The sequence below is a fragment of the Shewanella woodyi ATCC 51908 genome, assembly GCF_000019525.1.
GTDB classification, from domain to species: Bacteria; Pseudomonadota; Gammaproteobacteria; order Enterobacterales; family Shewanellaceae; genus Shewanella; species Shewanella woodyi.
This window is the reverse complement of record NC_010506.1, coordinates 678,820-702,742: the sequence shown is the minus strand read 5'-3', so window position 1 is coordinate 702,742 and position 23,923 is coordinate 678,820. Positions and strand designations below refer to the sequence as shown.

Below are 23,923 nucleotides of genomic sequence, written 5' to 3'. Positions count from 1 at the left end.
TGGAGCCCACATATGAACAAGCTTAACGCCGTACTCTTGCTACTTTTTCCCTTGCTGCTTTCCCACTTTCAGGTATCGGCTAACTCTCCCGCTGTGCATTATCCAAACTTGCCTGAACCCGTTGCTAACAACGCAGTGGCTTTGGCAACCAGTGATGGCGAGGATTATCTGTTTAGCTTTATGGGACTGAACTCAGAGAAAGACCATCAAGGAGTTCATAATAGGGCATGGCGGCTTAAGCTTAATGAGCCAAAAGCTCAGTGGCAGGCAATCACAAACGTGCCTCATATTGAGCAGTTACCAGGAAGATTGGCTAGCATGGCGGTTGGCATCAAAGACAAGGTCTATATCTTTGGTGGCTATACGGTGTCAAAAGATCATCAAGAGGTGTCCACATCAGACAACTACCTATATTCACTTAAAAATAATAGCTACTCTCGAATTAGCGACATGCCTGTTGCCGTTGATGATACCGCAGCGCTTAGCTATCAAGACAGGTATATCTATCTGTTTGGTGGCTGGCACCAACATGGCAATGTCAATTTAGTTCAGGTCTATGACACCCAAACTAATATTTGGTCCCAAGCAACCCCTATCCCAGCTCCAGCCGTATTTGGTCAGGCCGTTGCTGCAGTGGGGCAAGAGCTTGTTCTATGCGATGGGGTGACAGTTCAAGCCAGAGAAAATCAAGCTCGAACATTCACCGCCTCTCCCATCTGCCTCTATGGAAAAATAAAAGCGGATAACCACCTAAAAATTGACTGGCAAGCCCTGCCCCACTATTCACTGGACTCGTCGTTTCAAGAAACCAGCAAAGCTAAGCCTCTTGTAGCCCACTATCGTATGGCTGCTACTGGAGACAGCAAGAACCAACAGCTGATCTTTATGGCCGGCAGCGACAATCCATACAACTACAATGGTATTGGCTATAACAGCCAGCCAAGCGAGCCCTCAAATAAGCTTTACCGCTTTGATCTTAAAAGCCATAGTTGGCTACCCACAATAGAGGCCGAACAGAAGAGTATGGATCATCGAGGTCTTATTCTTTATCAAGGAGAGCTATTAAGAGTGGGCGGAATGCTGGAGAAGCAGCTTGTTTCAGACAGAGTGCTAATCACCCCAATTAATGATCTAGCGCAATGAAAATGTGATTACCCTAGTGTTTTAGTCGGGAATAGATTGCACAGCTTTAATACTGCCAATATGATGCATTAAACATGCAAATACAAAGCAGCTTTTGGAGTTTCTATGAGCCTCACTACCCAATCCGATGTTTCTCTCTCAGAGCAAGGCGTAGGGCAACTTGTCGCTAAAGATTTTCGCTATGCTCACATCTTCAGCCAATTTGGTATCGATTTCTGTTGTGGTGGTGGCCGCTCGTTAGCCAATGCCTGCAATAAAGCCAATATTGAGCTTTCTGACGTGATGAGTGAGTTAAAAAAGCTAGAACGAACAGGTCAAAAAGAGGATGCACTCAACCAACTACCGGTTGCAGAACTGATCGATTATATCGAAGCTAAACATCATAGTTACGTACGAGAAAAATCACCGCTGCTCGTTGAGTACAGCCAAAAAATGGTGCGCGCACATGGTGAGCACTATGCCGAGATAAAACCCTTAGCGGGCTGGATAAGGGCTTTAGTTGATGATCTCACACCTCATTTGATGAAAGAGGAGCAGATCTTGTTCCCAGCTATTCGTGCTATGGGGAGTGGTGAAACGGTAAATGCTTGCTTTGGCCATATAGGAAACCCTATTAATGCGATGCAACATGAACATGATGATGCGGCAAGAATACTTGAGAAGCTACATGAGCTAACTAATGACTTTCAGCCACCTGAGCATGCCTGCACCACTTGGCGAGTCTGTTATGCCACATTGGCAGAGTTTGAAGCCGACTTAAAACAGCATATCCACCTTGAGAATAATATCCTCTTCCCAAAAGCATTGGCGTTAGCAAACTAATCGCTTAGATATTAATGCAGAATATAGGATCGGCCATGGCCGGTCTTTTTATAGCTAAACTGCCTTTCACAAACCTTGTACGCCCTCCCCTGTATTCACAAAGAGCAGAAAAAGAAAACAAGATGACAAACTAAAGTCTGATTTTGTAATCGCATCAAAAAAAGTGTCAAAAAAACGCCGCTAACAGCCGAACTTTAAATTAACAAAAAATCAACACATAACTCTGCCCCGCGAAAATAAACAGAGTTATAAACCAATAAAATACCCCCTTTCAGTTTTACCAACTTTGCGCTTATTTTACCTGCGTCAAAAAATAATTTTTAGTTAAACCAACAAGTTGATAGCCAATGTTGCATGCGTTAACATTTCAAGATCTATGCTTGCACTTGTAATAAACCTCCGATCATCTGTTTTTACAAGGCAACAACTTTAATACTCAATTGCTTGGAGTTTTCGAATGGAATCACTAGTCACGACACAAAATGGACAGGTTAGACTTGTTGCAGGAAAGGTCACGATAACATTAGATGGCATTACCAGAACGATCTCTTCAGGCGAGCAAGTCCCCGCTTCTGCAACCCTGTTTATTGAAGAGGGTGCTCAAATAGAGATTGCCTATGACGATGGCTCTTTTTATTCCAATACAGAAACAGCAGATTCCCCAGTAAACACAGAGGCTCTAGATGAAATTGAGGCACTTCAGGCGCTAATTGCATCTGGCGATGATCCAACCTTAGAGCTGCCAGAAACCGCTGCTGGTGAAACAAATGGCAGTGAAGGTGGTTCAGGCTTTATTTCGGTTGCGAGAAGTGGCGATGAAACCATTGCTAACTCAGGTTTTAATACCTCTTTTGAAAATCAGGCTCCACTCACAACAAGCCTTGCTTTGGGCGAGATAGCACCAGACTCAAGCAACAACTTCAATATCGCACAATTTAGCGATAACTTTGTGAACGGTATAGCTTACAGCACCTCGTCTGGATTAAACGGTTTTACTGGTGATATGGGAAGCGATGGCTCATTTGCCTACAACCCTGGTGATACGATTACCTTCAGCATAGGTAACGTGATTATTGCGAGCTTTAGTGCTGACGCTATCCAAGGAACGATACTGTTTCTTCAAGACATCGCCGGAACCTCCCTTTCCGATACCAACATGAACTATGTTGAGAACATGGCGATCTTCCTGCAGGCACTAGATAACGACCTCAGCGATGGCCTTGATGATGGGGTATTACAAACTAACTCTCTTCTGAATTTAGATGCCAGCTATGCATCTAATATCAATATCGTTTTTGCTATTCATGAACTTTTAAGTAACTACATCGATCCGACCACTGGTCAGCCGTTAAACCTTGCTACCGCAGGTAAAGAGATGTTGTCTCTTGTACTCGCCGAGCTGGGTATTGTGTTTACTCGAGAAAGCGAGCTTTCCAGTGACGGCCAGAATGTTTTCGAAACCCAAGCGATGGAGCACGTTGCCGATACTATCGACGAGCTAGCAGGCGATAGAACCCCTGATTCACACGACGACCGTACAGCAGATATTCTTGATGTACCCGGTGGTTTGATTACATATAACTATAACGAGTTAGATGGAAAAATTACCTTTTCAGCGAACGATCTACTCGAAGGTGCTATAGGTCAACAAGTCACAACTGAAAACTTGGTCGTTAAGAATGTCCAACTCAATGCTGAATTTGCAGACATAGGCACCTTAGTCGACCTAGGTAACGGCAATTATGAGATTATTCTAAATGAGGGGATCACCCAATATGATTTAGAAGGCTTAAGTATTGATTACCGTGTGGAGGATTGGACCGCTTCTCGTGATGTAACCTCAAACACACAAGATCAGTACAAGTCACACCTTTCAGCTGATATTCCAGATGTATTTGAAAATGATGGTTTCAACCAGTTTGCCCTTAATAGCGAGCTGACCTTCGATGAAGACTCGCTACTAGAGATCAACTTCACCAGTGAACTGTTAAGTGAGCAGCTTGGTTTTCCCATTGCGGAATATGCCGATGATTACTTAGTTCCCATTGAATACTCTAACGATGGTGGAGTCACTTGGCAGACCATGACTGTCACCTCTATCGATTATAGCGGCAGTATCCCTCGTCCAGTTTTTGGTTTTGTGTTAGAAGCCGGAAACGACAGTGTGTTAATTCGTGTACCGATTTTTGATGATGCCGCCATTGAGCCAACAGAGTTCTTCCATGCCGTTGTAACCGGTGAGAATGTTTACGATGAAACTTTAGACTTTGCCATCTTCGATAATGACTCTGAAGGTAGTGACCTCCCACTTATCGACATCAATTATGCACTTGTAGTAGAGGGGATGGAGTTTGCGGTATTCACACTGACACTGAGTGAGCCTAGTACCGAAGTTATCACTGTTAACTACAGCACAGAAGAGCTTACAGCCCTATTTGGTGAAGATTTTATCGCAACATCAGGTACAGTGACTTTCCTACCTGGGCAAACAATGGCCTTTATAAATGTACCTATTGTCGACGACTTAATTGTTGAAGATAGTCCTGAGTTTGCACTTATCAACTTAACAGATCCTGTTAACGCGGCCTTAGTCGATTCACAGGGTACATTGCGTATTTTTGATAATGACTCACCATCGAATACCCCAATTAGCATAGATATCGCCCCCATTACTGGCGACAATGTCATCACCACCGCTGAAGGGCAGCAGCTAATCACTGTCAATGGTACTGTAGATGCCGACCCATCTATCACACTGGCTATCATCACCATCACAATTAATGGTGTTACCTATCAAACAGAGATGAATGCTGATGGCAGCTTCTCAATTCAAGTTGATGGCACAGAGTTAGTTAACGACCCTGACACAACTATCGAAGCGGTTGTTTATGGGTTTGGAAATAACGGCGAGCAGGGAACAGCCAATACAACTGAAAGCTATGATATTGAATCGATTCTACAAGATGATCAATCAGTTATAGATGAAGATACGATCGCCACTGGGAATGTATTAACTAACGACTCTGATATCGACAATGACCTGTCTGTGGTTAACTTTGAAGTCGATGGCGAAACTTACACGGCAGGAACCACTGTAGAGTTAGAGGGCGGCTCAATCGTCATTAATGAAGATGGCACTTACATCTTCACCCCAAATGACAACTGGAATGGTGAAGTCCCTGTTATCACCTACATTACTAACACAGGTTCTAGTGCCACATTAACCATTGCAGTTAATGCCGTTGATGACCCAAGCATAGTTAACAATGACAGCAATACTGTCAATGAAGACACGGTAGCTACTGGGAATGTGCTAGATAACGACTCAGATATCGACAACGACCTCACTGTGGTTAGCTTTGAAGTCGATGGCGAAACTCACACGGCAGGAACCACTGTTGAGTTAGAGGGCGGTTCAATCGTCATCAATGAAGATGGCACTTACATCTTCACCCCAAATGACAACTGGAACGGTGAAGTCCCTGTTATCACCTACATTACTAACACAGGTTCTAGTGCCACATTAACCATTGAAGTTAATGCCGTTGATGACCCAAGCATAGTTAACAATGACAGCAATACTGTCGATGAAGACACGGTAGCGACTGGTAATGTGCTAGATAACGACTCAGATATCGACAGTGACCTCACTGTGGTTAGCTTTGAAGTCGATGGAGAAACTTACACGGCAGGTACCACTGTTGAATTAGAGGGCGGCTCAATCGTCATCAATGAAGATGGCTCTTACATCTTCACCCCAAATGACAACTGGAACGGTGAAGTTCCTGTTATCACCTACACCACTAACACAGGCGAAAGTGCGACTCTGACTTTAGAGGTTACGCCTGTCATAGATGGTGCCCCACAAGTAACTATTACCACTGACACGAATAATGATGCCTTCATTAGTAACCAAGAATTAAATGGTTCAAGTGATATCGCAGTAACAGTTGGACTTGAAGGTACTGGAGCTATCACTGGCGACACTCTCAATGTAAATGGTGTAGAAATCATCCTTTCTGAAACCGACATTGAAAACGGCTACGTTAATTTAACCCTACCAAACCCAGGCGAAGGCCAAGAGCTCACGGTTACTGCAACTATCACAGATCAAGCTGGAAACACCTCAGCACCAGGTTCTGATTCTGCTGTTATTGATACGCTCGCAGAAGCAAGTATCGACCTCAATCAAATCATCATTGGCACAGACAGCATCATCAATAGTGATGAAGCCAGTGGTACAGTTACCCTAAGCGGTACTGTCGGTGGAGATGCCCAAGTTGGCGATACCGTAACGCTCACCTTAGATGGTAGTACCATCATTACCACTTCAGTCATTGATCTAGGCGATGGCGTACTTGGATTTAATACCCTTGTCGATGCAAGTACTCTGGTAGAGGGTGAAACAACAACGATTACAGCCACTATTACCACCACAGATGCGGCAGGAAATAGCAGCACAGCGACAGACAGTGAAAGCTACAGCGTTGATATTTCGGTGGTTGATGCACCTATTGTCACTATTGAAAGTGATGTAAATAACGATGAGTTACTTTCTAAATCTGAACTCTGGGGACATGATGGAGTAGAAGTTTCAATCGCTATTGATGGCGATAAGTTCGAATCTGGTGGTCTAGTTACCATCAATATTACAAACGGTGACAACCTAGAAACTATAGAGCTCAAGCTTGTAAATGGTGAGTTGCAATTCACCGACGGTAGCCCTGCTAATGATTACGTCTACGATAATGGCGTTATCTACCTGTTAGAAAACAAGCCTGCTGAAGGTGAAACAATAACCGTTACCGCCACTCAAACAGATGTATCAGGCAACACATCCAATCAGGGCAGTGATACTGCAACAGTTGATACCAAGATTGACCAAGACGAAGATGGCCACACAGTGGCCATCACCAGCATCACTCAAGATACGGGCTCAGCAACTGATGACTTCATCACCAACGACAACACCCTTATCTTCTCTGGTACTGTCGACTTAGGTGACAGCAGCACATTGGTTGTGAACATCGCAGGCACCGATTACACCACTGACAACGGCCTCGTCATCGATGCACAAGGCAACTGGAGCATCGATCTGACCGGCACTACACTGGCCGATGGCACCTACACCGTCACTGCCACCGTCACTGATGTCGCGGGCAACACGGATTCAGCCACGCAGAACGTGGTGATTGATACCAAGATTGATCAGGACGAAGATGGTCACACAGTGGCCATTACCAGCATCACTCAAGATACGGGCTCGGCAAGTGATGACTTCATCACCAACGACAACACCCTTATCTTCTCTGGTACTGTCGATTTAGGGGATAGCAGCACACTGGTGGTCAATATTGAGGGCACCGATTACACCACTGACAACGGCCTCGTCATCGATGCACAAGGCAACTGGAGCATCGATCTGACCGGCACTACACTGGCCGATGGCACCTACACCGTCACTGCCACCGTCACTGATGTCGCGGGTAACACGGATTCAGCCACGCAGAACGTGGTGATTGATACCAAGATTGACCAGGACGAAGATGGTCACACCGTCGCTATCACCAGCATCACGCAAGATACGGGCTCGGCAACTGATGACTTCATCACCAACGACAACACCCTTATCTTCTCCGGTACTGTCGACTTAGGTGACAGCAGCACACTAGTTGTGAACATCGCAGGCACTGATTACACCACCGCAAATGGGCTCGTCATCGATGCACAGAGCAACTGGAGCATCGATCTGACTGGCACCACCTTGGCCGATGGCACCTACACCGTCACTGCCACCGTCACTGATGTCGCGGGTAACACGGATTCAGTCACGCAGAACGTGGTGATTGATACCAAGATTGACCAAGACGAAGATGGCCACACCGTCGCCATTACCAGCATCACTCAAGATACGGGTAGTTCAGACTCTGACTTCATCACCAACGACAACACCCTTATCTTCTCTGGTACTGTCGACTTAGGTGACAGCAGCACATTGGTTGTGAACATCGCAGGCACCGATTACACCACTGACAACGGCCTCGTCATCGATGCACAAGGCAACTGGAGCATCGATCTAACCGGCACCACCTTGGCCGATGGCACCTACACCGTCACTGCCACCGTCACTGATGTCGCGGGTAACACGGATTCAGTCACGCAGAACGTGGTGATTGATACCAAGATTGACCAAGACGAAGATGGTCACACAGTGGCCATCACCAGCATCACTCAAGATACGGGCTCAGCAACTGATGACTTCATCACCAACGACAACACCCTTATCTTCTCTGGTACTGTCGACTTAGGTGACAGCAGCACATTGGTTGTGAACATCGCAGGCACCGATTACACCACCGCAAATGGGCTCGCCATCGATGCACAGGGCAACTGGAGCATCGATCTGACCGGCACTACCTTGGCCGATGGCACCTACACCGTCACCGCCACCGTCACTGATGTCGCGGGTAACACGGATTCAGCCACCCAAGATGTCATCATCGATACCACTATCGATCAAGATAACGACGGCGTGACCGTCTCTATCGACAGCATGACTGATGATACGGGTAGCTCTGCGACTGACTTCATCAGTAATGATACGGGCGCAGTCATCAACGGTAGCTTCGATGCCACTGACGGTGATGTCACGGTCGTGGTCACCGACAGCACCGGCGCACCAGTTGCGGGTACCGTCACGGTCACAGGCAACGGCTGGGTATTTACACCAGCAGCGGCGCTGGCGGAAGGCAGCTACACCATTGTCGCCACCATCACGGATGTGGCGGGCAACACCGCCACTGACACCCAAGTCATGGTGATAGATACCACTATCGATCAAGATAATGATGGCGTCACCGTCTCTATCGACTCCATGACTGATGATACGGGCAGCTCTGCGACTGACTTCATCAGTAATGATACGGGCGCAGTCATCAACGGTAGCTTCGATGCCACTGATGGCACCGTCACGGTCGTGGTCACCGACAGCACTGGCGCACCCGTTGCGGGTACCGTCACGGTCACAGGTAACGGCTGGGTATTTACACCAGCTGCGGCGCTGGCGGAAGGCAGCTACACCATTGTCGCCACCATCACGGATGTGGCGGGCAACACCGCCACTGACACCCAAGTCATGGTGATTGATACCACTATCGATCAAGATAACGACGGCGTGACCGTCTCTATCGACTCCATGACCGATGATACGGGTAGCTCAGATACAGATTTCATCAGTAATGACACGGGCGCTGTAGTTAACGGCAGCTTCGATGCCACTGATGGCACCGTCACGGTCGTGGTCACCGACAGCACTGGCGCACCAGTTGCGGGTACCGTCACGGTCACAGGTAACGGCTGGGTATTTACACCAGCAGCGGCGCTGGCGGAAGGCAGCTACACCATTGTCGCCACCATCACGGATGTGGCGGGCAACACCGACACTGACACCCAAGTCATGGTGATTGATACCACTATCGATCAAGACAACGACGGCGTGACCGTCTCTATCGACAGCATGACTGATGATACGGGTAGCTCTGCCACTGACTTCATCAGTAATGATACGGGCGCAGTCATCAACGGTAGCTTCGATGCCACTGATGGCACCGTCACGGTTGTCGTCACCGACAGCACTGGCGCACCAGTTGCGGGTTCGGTCACAGTTACAGGCAACGGCTGGGTATTTACACCAGCAGCGGCGCTGGCGGAAGGCAGCTACACCATTGTCGCCACCATCACGGATGTGGCGGGCAACACCGACACTGACACCCAAGTCATGGTGATTGATACCACTATCGATCAAGACAACGACGGCGTGACCGTCTCTATCGACAGCATGACTGATGATACGGGTAGCTCTGCCACTGACTTCATCAGTAATGATACGGGCGCAGTCATCAACGGTAGCTTCGATGCCACTGATGGCACCGTCACGGTTGTCGTCACCGACAGCACTGGCGCACCAGTTGCGGGTTCGGTCACAGTTACAGGCAACGGCTGGGTATTTACACCAGCAGCGGCGCTGGCGGAAGGCAGCTACACCATTGTCGCCACCATCACGGATGTGGCGGGCAACACCGCCACTGACACCCAAGTCATGGTGATTGATACCACTATCGATCAAGATAATGACGGCGTGACCGTCTCTATCGACAGCATGACTGATGATACGGGTAGCTCAGATTCAGATTTCATCAGTAATGATACGGGCGCTGTAGTTAACGGCAGCTTCGATGCCACTGATGGCACCGTCACGGTTGTCGTCACCGACAGCACTGGCGCACCAGTTGCGGGTTCGGTCACAGTTACAGGCAACGGCTGGGTATTTACACCAGCAGCGGCGCTGGCGGAAGGCAGCTACACCATTGTCGCCACCATCACGGATGTGGCGGGCAACACCGCCACTGACACCCAAGTCATGGTGATTGATACCACTATCGATCAAGACAACGACGGCGTGACCGTCTCTATCGACAGCATGACTGATGATACGGGTAGCTCAGATTCAGATTTCATCAGTAATGATACGGGCGCGGTCATCAACGGCAGCTTCGATGCCACTGATGGCACCGTCACGGTTGTCGTCACTGACAGCACTGGCGCACCGGTTGCGGGTACGGTCACAGTCACAGGTAACGGCTGGGTATTTACACCAGCTGCGGCGCTGGCGGAAGGCAGCTACACCATTGTCGCCACCATCACGGATGTGGCGGGCAACACCGCCACTGACACCCAAGTCATGGTGATTGATACCACTATCGATCAAGACAACGACGGCGTGACCGTCTCTATCGACAGCATGACTGATGATACGGGTAGCTCTGCCACTGACTTCATCAGTAATGATACGGGCGCAGTCATCAACGGTAGCTTCGATGCCACTGACGGTGATGTCACAGTAGTCGTCACTGACAGCACCGGCGCACCGGTTGCGGGTACCGTCACGGTCACAGGCAACGGCTGGGTATTCACTCCAGCAACGGCGCTGGCGGAAGGCAGCTACACCATTGTCGCCACCATCACGGATGTGGCGGGCAACACCGCCACTGACACCCAAGTCATGGTGATTGATACCACTATCGATCAAGACAACGACGGCGTGACCGTCTCTATCGACAGCATGACTGATGATACGGGTAGCTCTGCCACTGACTTCATCAGTAATGACACGGGCGCAGTCATCAACGGTAGCTTCGATGCCACTGACGGTGATGTGACTGTTGTGGTCACCGACAGCACTGGCGCACCAGTTGCGGGTTCGGTCACAGTTACAGGCAACGGCTGGGTATTTACACCAGCAGCGGCGCTGGCGGAAGGCAGCTACACCATTGTCGCCACCATCACGGATGTGGCGGGCAACACCGCCACTGACACCCAAGTCATGGTGATTGATACCACTATCGATCAAGACAACGACGGCGTGACCGTCTCTATCGACAGCATGACTGATGATACGGGTAGCTCAGATTCAGATTTCATCAGTAATGATACGGGCGCGGTCATCAACGGCAGCTTCGATGCCACTGACGGTGATGTGACTGTTGTGGTCACTGACAGCACCGGCGCACCGGTTGCGGGTACCGTCACGGTCACAGGCAACGGCTGGGTATTTACACCAGCTGCGGCGCTGGCGGAAGGCAGCTACACCATTGTCGCCACCATCACGGATGTGGCGGGCAACACCGCCACTGACACCCAAGTCATGGTGATTGATACCACTATCGATCAAGATAACGACGGCGTGACTGTCTCTATCGATTCCATGACTGATGATACGGGTAGCTCAGATTCAGATTTCATCAGTAATGACACGGGTGCTGTAGTTAACGGCAGCTTCGATGCCACTGATGGCACCGTCACGGTCGTGGTCACCGACAGCACTGGCGCACCAGTTGCGGGTACGGTCACAGTCACAGGTAACGGCTGGGTATTTACACCAGCTGCGGCGCTGGCGGAAGGCAGCTACACCATTGTCGCCACCATCACGGATGTGGCGGGCAACACCGCCACTGACACCCAAGTAATGGTGATTGATACCACTATCGATCAAGATAATGATGGCGTGACCGTCTCTATCGACAGCATGACTGATGATACGGGTAGCTCTGCCACTGACTTCATCAGTAATGATACGGGCGCAGTCATCAACGGTAGCTTCGATGCCACTGACGGTGATGTCACAGTAGTCGTCACTGACAGCACCGGCGCACCGGTTGCGGGTACCGTCACGGTCACAGGCAACGGCTGGGTATTCACTCCAGCAACGGCGCTGGCGGAAGGCAGCTACACCATTGTCGCCACCATCACGGATGTGGCGGGCAACACCGCCACTGACACCCAAGTCATGGTGATTGATACCACTATCGATCAAGATAACGACGGCGTGACTGTCTCTATCGATTCCATGACTGATGATACGGGTAGCTCAGATACAGATTTCATCAGTAATGACACGGGCGCTGTAGTTAACGGCAGCTTCGATGCCACTGATGGCACCGTCACGGTCGTGGTCACCGACAGCACTGGCGCACCAGTTGCGGGTACGGTCACAGTCACAGGTAACGGCTGGGTATTTACACCAGCTGCGGCGCTGGCGGAAGGCAGCTACACCATTGTCGCCACCATCACGGATGTGGCGGGCAACACCGCCACTGACACCCAGGTCATGGTGATTGATACCACTATCGATCAAGATAATGACGGCGTGACTGTCTCTATCGACTCCATGACTGATGATACGGGCAGCTCAGATTCAGATTTCATCAGTAATGATACTGGCGCGGTCATCAACGGCAGCTTCGATGCCACTGACGGTGATGTGACTGTTGTCGTCACTGACAGCACTGGCGCACCGATTGCGGGTACCGTCACGGTCACAGGTAATAGCTGGGTATTCACCCCGGCGGCAGCACTGGCGGAAGGCAATTACACCATTGTCGCCACCATCACCGATATCGCAGGCAACACCGCCACTGACACCCAGGTCATGGTGATTGATACCACTATCGATCAGGATAATGACGGCGTGACCGTCTCTATCGATTCCATGACTGATGATACTGGCAGCTCAGATTCAGACTTCATCAGTAATGACACGGGCGCGGTCATCAACGGCAGCTTTGATGCCACTGACGGCACCGTCACAGTCATCGTCACCGACAGCACCGGTGCACCGGTTGCGGGAACCGTCACGGTCACAGGTAACGGCTGGGTATTTACACCGGCGGCAGCGCTGGCTGAAGGCAGCTACACCATTGTCGCCACCATTACCGATGTGGCCGGCAACACGGCGACTGACACCCAAGTCATGGTGATTGATACCACTATCGATCAGGATAACGACGGCGTGACCGTCTCTATCGACTCCATGACCGATGACACCGGTAGCTCTGCCACTGACTTCATCAGTAATGACACGGGCGCAGTCATCAACGGCAGCTTCGATGCCACTGACGGTGATGTGACTGTTGTGGTCACCGACAGCACTGGCGCACCAGTTGCGGGTTCGGTCACAGTTACAGGCAACGGCTGGGTATTTACACCAGCAGCGGCGCTGGCGGAAGGCAGCTACACCATTGTCGCCACCATCACGGATGTGGCGGGCAACACCGCCACTGACACCCAAGTCATGGTGATTGATACCACTATCGATCAAGACAACGACGGCGTGACCGTCTCTATCGACAGCATGACCGATGATACGGGTAGCTCAGATACAGATTTCATCAGTAATGACACGGGCGCTGTAGTTAACGGCAGCTTCGATGCCACTGATGGCACCGTCACGGTCGTGGTCACCGACAGCACTGGCGCACCAGTTGCGGGTACCGTCACGGTCACAGGTAACGGCTGGGTATTTACACCAGCAGCGGCGCTGGCGGAAGGCAGCTACACCATTGTCGCCACCATCACGGATGTGGCGGGCAACACCGACACTGACACCCAAGTCATGGTGATTGATACCACTATCGATCAAGACAACGACGGCGTGACCGTCTCTATCGACAGCATGACTGATGATACGGGTAGCTCTGCGACTGACTTCATCAGTAATGATACGGGCGCAGTCATCAACGGTAGCTTCGATGCCACTGATGGCACCGTCACGGTTGTCGTCACCGACAGCACTGGCGCACCAGTTGCGGGTTCGGTCACAGTTACAGGCAACGGCTGGGTATTTACACCAGCAGCGGCGCTGGCGGAAGGCAGCTACACCATTGTCGCCACCATCACGGATGTGGCGGGCAACACCGCCACTGACACCCAAGTCATGGTGATTGATACCACTATCGATCAAGATAATGACGGCGTGACCGTCTCTATCGACAGCATGACTGATGATACGGGTAGCTCAGATTCAGATTTCATCAGTAATGATACGGGCGCGGTCATCAACGGCAGCTTCGATGCCACTGATGGCACCGTCACGGTTGTCGTCACCGACAGCACTGGCGCACCAGTTGCGGGTTCGGTCACAGTTACAGGCAACGGCTGGGTATTTACACCAGCAGCGGCGCTGGCGGAAGGCAGCTACACCATTGTCGCCACCATCACGGATGTGGCGGGCAACACCGCCACTGACACCCAAGTCATGGTGATTGATACCACTATCGATCAAGACAACGACGGCGTGACTGTCTCTATCGATTCCATGACTGATGATACGGGTAGCTCAGATTCAGATTTCATCAGTAATGATACGGGCGCAGTCATCAACGGCAGCTTCGATGCCACTGACGGTGATGTGACTGTTGTGGTCACTGACAGCACCGGCGCACCGGTTGCGGGTACCGTCACGGTCACAGGCAACGGCTGGGTATTTACACCAGCTGCGGCGCTGGCGGAAGGCAGCTACACCATTGTCGCCACCATCACGGATGTGGCGGGCAACACCGCCACTGACACCCAAGTCATGGTGATTGATACCACTATCGATCAAGATAACGACGGCGTGACTGTCTCTATCGATTCCATTACTGATGATACGGGTAGCTCAGATTCAGATTTCATCAGTAATGACACGGGTGCTGTAGTTAACGGCAGCTTCGATGCCACTGATGGCACCGTCACGGTCGTGGTCACCGACAGCACTGGCGCACCGGTTGCGGGTACGGTCACAGTCACAGGTAACGGCTGGGTATTTACACCAGCTGCGGCGCTGGCGGAAGGCAGCTACACCATTGTCGCCACCATCACGGATGTGGCGGGCAACACCGCCACTGACACCCAAGTCATGGTGATTGATACCACTATCGATCAAGACAACGACGGCGTGACCGTCTCTATCGACAGCATGACTGATGATACGGGTAGCTCTGCCACTGACTTCATCAGTAATGATACGGGCGCAGTCATCAACGGTAGCTTCGATGCCACTGACGGTGATGTCACAGTAGTCGTCACTGACAGCACCGGCGCACCGGTTGCGGGTACCGTCACGGTCACAGGCAACGGCTGGGTATTCACTCCAGCAACGGCGCTGGCGGAAGGCAGCTACACCATTGTCGCCACCATCACGGATGTGGCGGGCAACACCGCCACTGACACCCAAGTCATGGTGATTGATACCACTATCGATCAAGACAACGACGGCGTGACCGTCTCTATCGACAGCATGACTGATGATACGGGTAGCTCTGCCACTGACTTCATCAGTAATGACACGGGCGCAGTCATCAACGGTAGCTTCGATGCCACTGACGGCACCGTCACAGTCATCGTCACCGACAGCACTGGCGCACCAGTTGCGGGTTCGGTCACAGTTACAGGCAACGGCTGGGTATTTACACCAGCAGCGGCGCTGGCGGAAGGCAGCTACACCATTGTCGCCACCATCACGGATGTGGCGGGCAACACCGCCACTGACACCCAAGTCATGGTGATTGATACCACTATCGATCAAGACAACGACGGCGTGACCGTCTCTATCGACAGCATGACTGATGATACGGGTAGCTCTGCCACTGACTTCATCAGTAATGATACGGGCGCAGTCATCAACGGTAGCTTCGATGCCACTGATGGCACCGTCACGGTCGTGGTCACCGACAGCACTGGCGCACCGGTTGCGGGTACCGTCACAGTTACAGGTAACGGCTGGGTATTTACACCAGCAGCGGCGCTGGCGGAAGGCAGCTACACCATTGTCGCCACCATCACGGATGTGGCGGGCAACACCGCCACTGACATCCAAGTCATGGTGATTGATACCACTATCGATCAAGACAACGACGGCGTGACCGTCTCTATCGACTCCATGACTGATGATACGGGTAGCTCTGCCACTGACTTCATCAGTAATGATACGGGCGCTGTGATTAACGGCAGCTTCGATGCCACTGACGGTGATGTCACGGTCGTGGTCACCGACAGCACTGGCGCACCGGTTGCGGGTACGGTCACAGTCACAGGCGACGGCTGGGTATTTACACCAGCAGCGACACTGGCTGAAGGCAGCTACACCATTGTCGCCACCATCACGGATGTGGCGGGCAACACCGCCACTGACACTCAAGTCATGGTGATAGATACCACTATCGATCAAGATAATGATGGCGTCACCGTCTCTATCGACAGCATGACAGATGATACGGGTAGCTCTGCCACTGACTTCATCAGTAATGATACGGGCGCAGTCATCAACGGCAGCTTCGATGCCACTGACGGTGATGTCACGGTCGTGGTCACCGACAGCACTGGCGCACCGGTTGCGGGTACGGTCACAGTCACAGGCGACGGCTGGGTATTTACACCAGCAGCGACACTGGCGGAAGGCAGCTACACCATTGTCGCCACCATCACGGATGTGGCGGGCAACACCGCCACTGACACCCAAGTCATGGTGATAGATACCACTATCGATCAAGACAACGACGGCGTGACCGTCTCTATCGACAGCATGACTGATGATACGGGTAGCTCAGATTCAGATTTCATCAGTAATGATACGGGTGCAGTCATCAACGGCAGTTTCGATGCCACTGATGGCACCGTCACGGTTGTCGTCACCGACAGCACTGGCGCACCGGTTGCGGGTACGGTCACAGTCACAGGCGACGGCTGGGTATTTACACCAGCAGCGGTACTGGCGGAAGGCAGCTACACCATTGTCGCCACCATCACGGATGTGGCGGGCAACACCGCCACTGACACCCAAGTCATGGTGATTGATACCACTATCGATCAAGACAACGACGGCGTGACCGTCTCTATCGACTCCATGACTGATGATACGGGCAGCTCTGCCACTGACTTCATCAGTAATGATACGGGCGCTGTGATTAACGGCAGCTTCGATGCCACTGACGGTGATGTCACGGTCGTGGTCACCGACAGCACTGGCGCACCAGTTGCGGGTACCGTCACGGTCACAGGCAACGGCTGGGTATTTACACCAGCAGCGGCGCTGGCGGAAGGCAGCTACACCATTGTCGCCACCATCACGGATGTGGCGGGCAACACCGCCACTGACACCCAAGTCATGGTGATTGATACCACCGCACCTGTTGCTAATGATGATGCTGCGAATGTTAAAGAGGACGCTACTCTGTCAGTAACTGCTGCTGATGGCGTATTGAAAAACGACACAGATCTAGTCAGTAACACATTAAATGTCACTGAGATCCGTACAGGAACAGAAGATGGCACAGGCAACATAGGAACAGTTGGCACAAGTCTAACTGGCACTTACGGCACTTTGACTCTCAATGCCGACGGTAGCTACAGCTACACAGCAGATCAAACTGCTGCGGATGCGTTATTTGAAGGACAAATAGTTACTGAAACCTTTACCTATACAGTAACAGATGGTCATGGAAACCAGGATACCGCAGAACTCGTCATTACAATCACTGGCACGAACGATGACGTAACAATCACATCAACAACTAACACACGTGTTTCTGAAGAAGGTCTCACCGATGGCTTGGTTGATAGTATTGGTGATACAGATACCACTGATTCCGTGACAGCAAGTGGCACGATTAGCATTGAGGATGTTGACGGTGATGCACTAACAGTTGCTCTTTCAGGGCCTTCTGGCCTCACCTCTGGTGGGGAAACGGTACAGTGGTCTTGGGATGCTGACTCCCAGACGCTAACTGGCTTCATTGGTACTGTAGGCGAAGATTCATATCAAGCCATTATGACTGTCGCTCTTAACGCTCCAGCGAATAACGCTCCTGGTGATTGGAGTTACGCAGTAACCCTTCTTGCACCAGTGGATCACTCAAATACGTCATTTGAAGATGATCTCTCGCTTAATTTCGGTGTTGATGTTTCTGATGGCAACGGTGGCTCAACTAGCGGTAACTTCACAGTCACCATTGAAGATGACTCAGTAGCGTTTTCGACTGTCAATTTGGTAGCAGATAATGCTATCGGTATCTATAACGGCTCTCTTGTCACAAACGGTGCAGATAACAACTATAGTGCCGATCTCACTGGCAATATTAACGGCTGGAATGGTACAACGACGACATTTGCAGACTCAGGGATCACAGCAGGCGGCTTAATTGTCTTCTATTATGTCGATCCGGCTGACCCTAGTATCTTGATTGCATACTCAGATACAAGTGCAACGCCATCGGAATATGATCCGAGTAATCCAGATCAATCTATCATCTTTACCCTTACTGCTAACCCTAATGATGATAGCTACCAAATAGATGTAGCTCAGTCTATCGATAGTACAGAGACCATTGCTGTAGCAAATGTTGATGGCGGACTAGGCGGAAACACCTATGCAGCCTATATCTCATTAGGCGCGAGCGGCTATGTTATCGATAATGATATCAATGATGTACCTGCTGATAATGAACTTGCTGTTACCTTAACGGCAAGAGATGCCTCTGGTGCTATTACTGTTAATGGTAATAGCAACTCCTTCGGTAGCGGTAACGCTTGGGTAGATAGTGGCGAGACTTTCGTTATCGATTACGCCAACGATGTCGCCTCTGCTGCAGTTAATTTTAGTGGCGCTACCACTGTTTATTTCAAAGCTTTTGATGCTGCCGGCAACCTTCTAGGTGAAGGAACTCTGACAAGTGGAGAAACAATCGGAAATATGGGCTCTATCAGCTATATAGAGCTGACAACCATAGATTCAGATACAGGTAACCGCTTCCAATATAACGGGACAACAGCTGAAAATATTGTCAGCTCAACTGAGGATGTACAGCTCGACTTAGCCGTTACTGTCACCGACAGTGATGGAGACAGTAGCAGCGGCAATCTAGTTATCGACTTAAATGCACCAGATACAACCCCACCTACAGGGCCTACCGCATTACAGAGCAGCGTACTTTCTACACTAAGTGAGACCGATCTTCTCAATAATGGTACTGAGCAAGATCTGCAAACACTGAGCTTTAAAGCAGGGTCAGACTCACTTAATGCTTTCCAGTTTGGCGATACTGGTGATATCTCTGTCGATGGGATCAACGCTAATATCTTCTGGAACCTCAACTCTTCAGGCCAGTTAGTTGGTACAGTGATGGGGAAAGAGGCTATTACCCTAACTCTTAACTGGAACAGTATTGAAAGTGGTACAACTGGTGACGTGACTGTCACAGCTGAACTGCTTGAAGATTTCCCACACAACATCAACCTCGATAGCCTCTCAATAACAGGCATTGAAGTGATAGCGGTCGATGGTTCAGGTAATACAGCGAACTCTACTGTTAATGTGAATGTAGAGGATCATAACTTTGCACCAGAATTTTTATCTGGAACCGACACTGATGCCTCACAAGTCAACCAAGATGTGTACAACTTCAATAGCGTTAACAATAACTCCGGCGTAGGAGCATCTGTCGGAACAGTCATTGCAGACGACCTCGATTCAATTGGTGATCTTCAATATAGCTTTGCAGACGGATCTTTAGTTAACGGCATCTTTACCATTGATGCTGACACTGGTGAGATAACCCTTAATCAAGCCATTAATAGTAGCTCCAGCAGCGACTATACATTTAACGTGTTAGTCACTGATGAAAACAACCTAACCGATACCGCAGTGGTTAATGTAAACATTAACACTGTCGATGCTAATGACGATCGAACTGGCGAAACCTACTCTGCAAGTTCCAGCTCAGATCTTGGGTGGGCGATCCCTGAGGTTAATGGACAAGCGCTATTTACCATTACAGCAAGAGATGCAGATGGTACTGCTGGGAACATTTATATTGAATCAGGTTCAAATAAGCTGGGTATATCAGGTACTCCTAGAACCAGCGGCGCAACCGCTGAACAGATAGAGTTCAACGCTGAAACAGGCCAATCAGAAGGGCTCGTCTTTAACTTTAATGGACTTGTGAATGCTGCCACTTTCAATGTCAGTAACATGTTCCATACAGAGGAAGGCGGCGAACAAGGCGTTTGGAAGGCCTATTATCAAGGCCAGCTTGTGGCTATGGAAACCTTCAAAACAGTTGGAAGCCACAGCGGTGAATTCACCATAGACACAGGAAATATCGTATTTGATACTTTAGTGTTTGAAGCGACTTATACGGTTGATGAAGAGTCTCAATCAAACCCTGGTGGCGACTCTTCAGACTACTTCCTCACATCTATCTCTGTTTCTGGCCCCGCGCTTGATGGTGATGCTTTGGTTGTACATGAGGGCGGCGTGCTGACAGCATCATCAATCGAAGATAGCCTGTTATCCAATGATATAGATTTAGATCATGATGAGACTGGCCATAACCATGAACATGCAGATTCTTTCTCTATTACCGCAGTTAATGGTCAAGCGATTCCTGCTGATAACATTATCATGTTAGACAGTGGGGCTAAGTTAACCATCTATGCTGATGGCACTTATAGCTATGATACCAACGGTGCCTTTACCTCTCTCAATGCTGGAGAGCTAGATACCGATACCTTTACCTATACTATCACTGATGAATTCGGCGCTACCGACACTGCAACTGTTACGATAAATATCATAGGCAGCAACGCTCAGCCGGTTGCGGCAGATAGTCAAATCAATGGGATTGAAGATACGGCGCTTATACTTCAGTGGAGTGATTTTGTAATCACTGACAGTGATAGCTCAACAGCAGAGCTTGCCATTAGCATCACTCAAGTACCAAATAGCCAAAACGGAACGCTAGAATACTTCAACGGCAACTCTTGGGTCGCGGTAACAGCACAAGTATTACTTACTGCTGCAATGTTTGATGCAAACCAAGTACGCTTCACCCCTGCCAATAACCAAGCTGATGGCGGTGACACTGCAACTGGAATAGGTAATCAAGGAGCAGCCCTTGCTCAGTTTGACTTTGTGGTTACTGATGGTTCCTCTACTAGTGACAGCGCGACAATCACTATTAACATAGATGCAAGAGCCGATGAGCCCACGCTGCTAGCCTCTTCTGGTAGTGTTGAGTGGGTTAATAAAGTTGTCAGTAATCAGCTCCCAACAGGAGAGATAGTGACAGGGCAAGATGTGCTCGGCAATGTGATTGAAAATATCGTAACTGGTAGCCATGGCACAGATCAAAACGATCTTATTGTTGGCGAGGCAGATCTCGTTAGTATGTTAACCGGTGGTGAAGGCGATGATGTATTGGTTGGTGGTAACTTAGGTGACAGCTTACATGGTGATGCTGGTAATGATGTCTTTATCGGCGGTGGCCAAAATGACTCCATCTATGGTGGTAGTGGCATAGACACTGCGGTTTATAGCGGTAACTTTGCCGAATACACTATCACTAATCACTTTGATCACTCTACAACCCCATACCTATTGATCAATGACAGCCTAAACAGAGATGCTAGCTCAGTAAACACAGCAGACCTAGATGCAGGCGATCACCTTTATGAAGTTGAGCGCCTTATCTTTGCCGATGGCGTCTATGTGGTTAACCCTGATGGCACGCTCACTCAAGTGCAGACTCAAGAGCTACCTCTCGATATAGAGGCATCACTAACCGATATCGACACCAGTGAGACCTTATCTAATATCACTATCGATAATGTTCCTGAGGGAGTTTATCTATCCGCTGGCAGTTACTTAGGTAACGGAAGTTGGACACTTACCTCGCAAGAGCTCATAAACTTGAAGATGATGGTTGAAGAGGGATACTCAGGTGACTCGGAGTTTGCGCTTAACATCAGTGTCACCAGCACTGAGTCGAGCAATGGCGACTTTGTCACATCAACGGTAACGCTCGATATCACACTGCGTGATTACATTAATCAAACTGGCACGAGTGGCGACAACAACATTACTGGTACAGACAACCATGAAGTCGTTGTGAGTGACGTGCAAGGTATACAGATTATTGCAGGTGAAGACTATAACATCGCCTTCATCTTCGATACCTCCGGCAGCATGGAGGGCAGTATCACAGAGGCCAAGAACCAGCTTGATATGGTATTTGAGCAACTAACTCAAAGCATCTCAGGGAACCATTCAGGGGTAGTGAATATATTACTCACTGACTTTGCATCTAAATCAAACTTTAGTGTTTCAGTCAATCTGGCAGATCCAAATGCACTTGCAACTCTTAAAAGTGCAGTTAGCGGAATTATCGATGATGACAGAGGGATGACGAACTATGAAGCTGGTTTTGAATCTGCCATGGATTGGTTTAACAGCGCAAATATTGCAGGTAACGGCGCGACGAACCTGACCTACTTTATCACAGATGGTAAACCTAATCGGTCTACAAAAGATGAGGATCCAGATAGCTTTGCCGTTGGGTACGACACCGCACTTAATGAATATATTATTCTTGGCGACTTGCTCGATAGTAGCTTCAAAGAGGGCGATATCATTCAATATAATGGCCAGACCATTGTCAATCAGGATGGCACTGTATTCGCTTATGAAACTTCGACTGAAATTGGTGCCCTTAAGTTTAATAATGATGGCTCTGTCAAAAGCTTCTCAGATAAAGATACGGATGATAAAGATCAGGCTCTTCACGCTTTCAACCTGCTTGCTTCAATCTCTAATGTCGAAACTATCGGCATCGGTGGCACCCTATCTGAAGCTGATTTAGCGCTTTATGATTCAGATGGAACTGTCAGAGCTAAAATTGATGTCGACAAGCTAGCTAGCGTCATCTTAGGTTCTGAAACAGTGCTGCTTCAAGGTAATGATACTGTTGACGGCGCCTCTGGTAATGACATTATCTTCGGTGACCTAGTGAAGTTTGCCAACATTTCGGGACAAGGTTACGCAGCGCTGCAAAAGTTTGTTGCATCTGAAACTCAAACCAATCCATCGGATGTATCTGTGCAGGATGTGCATGAGTTTGTCACCAGTAATCCATCACTGTTTGATACCTCTCGAACTCAAGATGGTAACGACCTTCTGAAGGGAGGAGATGGTAGTGATATTCTCTTTGGCCAAGGTGGTAATGATGAGCTGCACGGCGGTGCTGGTAATGATCAACTGTTTGGCGGTAATGGCGATGACAGCCTCATTCCTGGTTTAGGCGACGATATTCTCACAGGTGGTCAAGGCGAAGACACCTTTGTTTGGAACCAAGGAGATACTGGTAACGATCATATTACCGACTTCAAGATTGCAGACGATAAACTTGATCTAAGCGACCTCCTACAAGGCGTCAGCGCCGAAGAGTTGGCTTCTCATCTAGAGTTCAGTTTCGATGCAAATAGCACTACCATTGCTATCGATGCCGATAAAGATGGAGACGTTGATCAATATATCACTTTAGATGGTGTGGACCTGCGAGATGAGTTTGGTCTCAGTAATGGTGAACCTGATTTTGAAGGCTCTATCATTCAAGGGCTGCTTGGAAGTAACGGAGAAGGCGCTTTAATCATAGATAGCACAGCATCTACTTCATCTTCTAGTCAGACTCGATTTGCCAACGCCTCTGAGCCAAGTCAGCAACATGAGGAGTTATCAAACTTTCATGACATACCTTAAATACTAAGCTTCACTTAAAAAATGGCCTATCTCTATAGGCCATTTTCTTTT

Annotated in this window: 3 protein-coding genes; all 3 read left to right on the top strand. The window is 49.4% G+C overall.

Annotated features, from left to right (window positions below):
- The first annotated feature begins 12 nt into the window (after positions 1–12).
- The 3 genes from SWOO_RS02560 (at position 13) to SWOO_RS02550 (ending at position 23,872) form a co-directional block, all read left to right on the top strand.
- Positions 13–1,143, top strand: a complete 1,131-nt coding sequence (locus SWOO_RS02560; protein ID WP_012323140.1) for a Kelch repeat-containing protein — start codon at positions 13–15, stop codon at positions 1,141–1,143.
- Positions 1,144–1,248: 105 nt separating this feature from the next.
- Positions 1,249–1,965, top strand: coding sequence for an iron-sulfur cluster repair di-iron protein (gene ric, locus SWOO_RS02555; RefSeq protein WP_012323139.1), 717 nt, complete (start codon positions 1,249–1,251; stop codon positions 1,963–1,965).
- A 457-nt stretch (positions 1,966–2,422) separates the two neighbouring features.
- The gene (locus SWOO_RS02550) at positions 2,423–23,872 is read left to right on the top strand and encodes an Ig-like domain-containing protein (protein WP_012323138.1); all 21,450 of its coding nucleotides are present in this window, start codon (positions 2,423–2,425) and stop codon (positions 23,870–23,872) included.
- The last annotated feature ends 51 nt before the right edge of the window (positions 23,873–23,923 follow it).